3 protein-coding genes are annotated in these 1,641 nt (G+C 68.4%); 2 read left to right on the top strand and 1 reads right to left on the bottom strand.

All coding sequences use genetic code 11. The features are described from left to right. Positions 1-152: 152 nt before the first annotated feature. Positions 153-779: a hypothetical protein gene (locus CG471_RS29735; RefSeq protein ID WP_180275849.1), complete on the top strand. Its 627-nt coding sequence runs from the start codon at positions 153-155 to the stop codon at positions 777-779. Further along, positions 776-1,318, top strand: a complete 543-nt coding sequence (locus CG471_RS29730) for an NUDIX hydrolase (RefSeq protein WP_099234658.1) — start codon at positions 776-778, stop codon at positions 1,316-1,318. The genes CG471_RS29735 and CG471_RS29730 overlap by 4 nt, the downstream gene beginning before the upstream one ends. Before the next feature lie 218 nt (positions 1,319-1,536). On the opposite strand, the gene CG471_RS31615 is transcribed toward CG471_RS29730, so the two are convergent. Next, on the bottom strand, positions 1,537-1,641 hold a 105-nt coding region (locus tag CG471_RS31615), incomplete at its 5' end, for a DUF6456 domain-containing protein (protein ID WP_257211743.1).

Genomic DNA, 1,641 nt, shown 5'->3' with positions numbered 1-1,641 from the left:
GGCTGGGGCAGTGGCGGCGGTGGCTGGGGCGGCGGCGATGGCGGCGGCTTTTCCGGCGGCGGCGGCAGCTTTGGCGGCGGCGGTGCGGGAGGCAGCTGGTGAAGCCGGTACAGTTCAGCGAACGCGATCATGACCTCGTCTCGGCCGCCGTGATGGAGGCCGAACAGCAGACATCGGGCGAGATCGTGCCGATCGTCGCGCGCCGGTCCGACGCCTATCATGATGTCGGCCTGCACTGGGCGATCGGCACCGTCTTCGTCGCCCTCGCCTTCTTCGCCTTCTTCCCGGACTATCTGCGCGACCTGGCCGGCCGGCTGCTGGGCGACTGGGACCATCAGGTCGCCGACTGGAAGATGCTCACCATCCTGCTGGGCGACCTGATCCTCGACTTCCTGGTGGTGCGCTACCTGCTCGCGATCATGCCGCTGCGCATGGCGCTCACCCCCCGCGCGACCAAGGCGCGCCGGGTCCGACGCCGCGCCATATTGCTGTTCCGTGCCGCCGCAGAGGCCCGCACCGCCGGCCGCACCGGCGTGCTCATCTATCTCTCGCTCGACGAGCATCGCGCCGAAATCGTCGCCGACAAGGCGATCAATGACCGCGTCACGCCCGAAGCCTGGGGCGAGGCGATGGCGCTGCTGATCGATGCGGTGCGCGACGACCGGCCGGGCGAAGGCCTTGCCCTCGCCATCGGCCGGGTCGGCGCGATCCTGGCGCCGCACTTCCCCCGCGCCGCCGACGACATCAACGAACTGCCGGACAGACTGATTGAATTATGAGCGACAATGACTGGAATGCGCCCGAGGAAGTCATGTGGACCGGGCGCTTCATCACCGCCAAGAAGCGCGGCAAATGGGAATATGTCGGCCGCGCCCGCGGCATCCGTGCCGCCGTCATCCTGGCGATCGACGAGGACGTCAACGGCCGCCATGTCCTGCTGGTCGACCAGTATCGCGTGCCGCTCGGCAAGCGCTGCATCGAACTGCCCGCGGGCCTGGTCGGCGATCATGACGCCGGCGAGGACGCCAGCCTTGCCGCCAGCCGCGAACTGGAGGAGGAGACCGGCTATCGCCCCGGCCGCCTCGAATCGCTCGGCGAATTTTTCAGCTCGCCCGGCATGGTCTCGGAAAGCTTCACCCTGTTCCGCGCCCATGACCTGGTAAAGACCGGCGAGGGCGGCGGCGTCGACAGCGAGGATATCCGCGTCCACCGCATCCCCCTCGCCACCCTGCCGGACCAGATCGCCGCCTGGCGCGAACAGGGCTTTGCCATGGACGTGAAACTGCTCCTGCTCCTCGGCGCAGGGTTCATCGCCTGAATGCAAACATACCTCGCCCCTCCCTTCCAGGGAGGGGTTGGGGTGGGTAGCGAGCGCAGCGGGGTTCGTGGCCTAGGCGCTACGCGCCGCTGCATATTTATTCCGTTCGCCCTGAGCGAAGTCGAAGGGCATGACTGAGCGAAGGCGAAGTCATCGCCTCGCGCCGCTCGGCCGAAGGCTTCGACTTCGCTCAGCCCGAACGGTTCATTTAGCCCCCCTCACCCCACCCGATACCAGTCCGCCACCCGGTCGAGCGCCAGTCCCAGCACCAGCTTGCCCGCGCGACTGGGCCAGCCCAGCGCCCGTTCCGCCGGCCCCAGCCC

Source organism: Sphingobium sp. IP1 (assembly GCF_002708645.1).
In the GTDB taxonomy this organism is placed as follows: domain Bacteria; phylum Pseudomonadota; class Alphaproteobacteria; order Sphingomonadales; family Sphingomonadaceae; genus Sphingobium; species Sphingobium yanoikuyae.
This window is presented reverse-complemented; position numbering and strand designations above follow the sequence as displayed.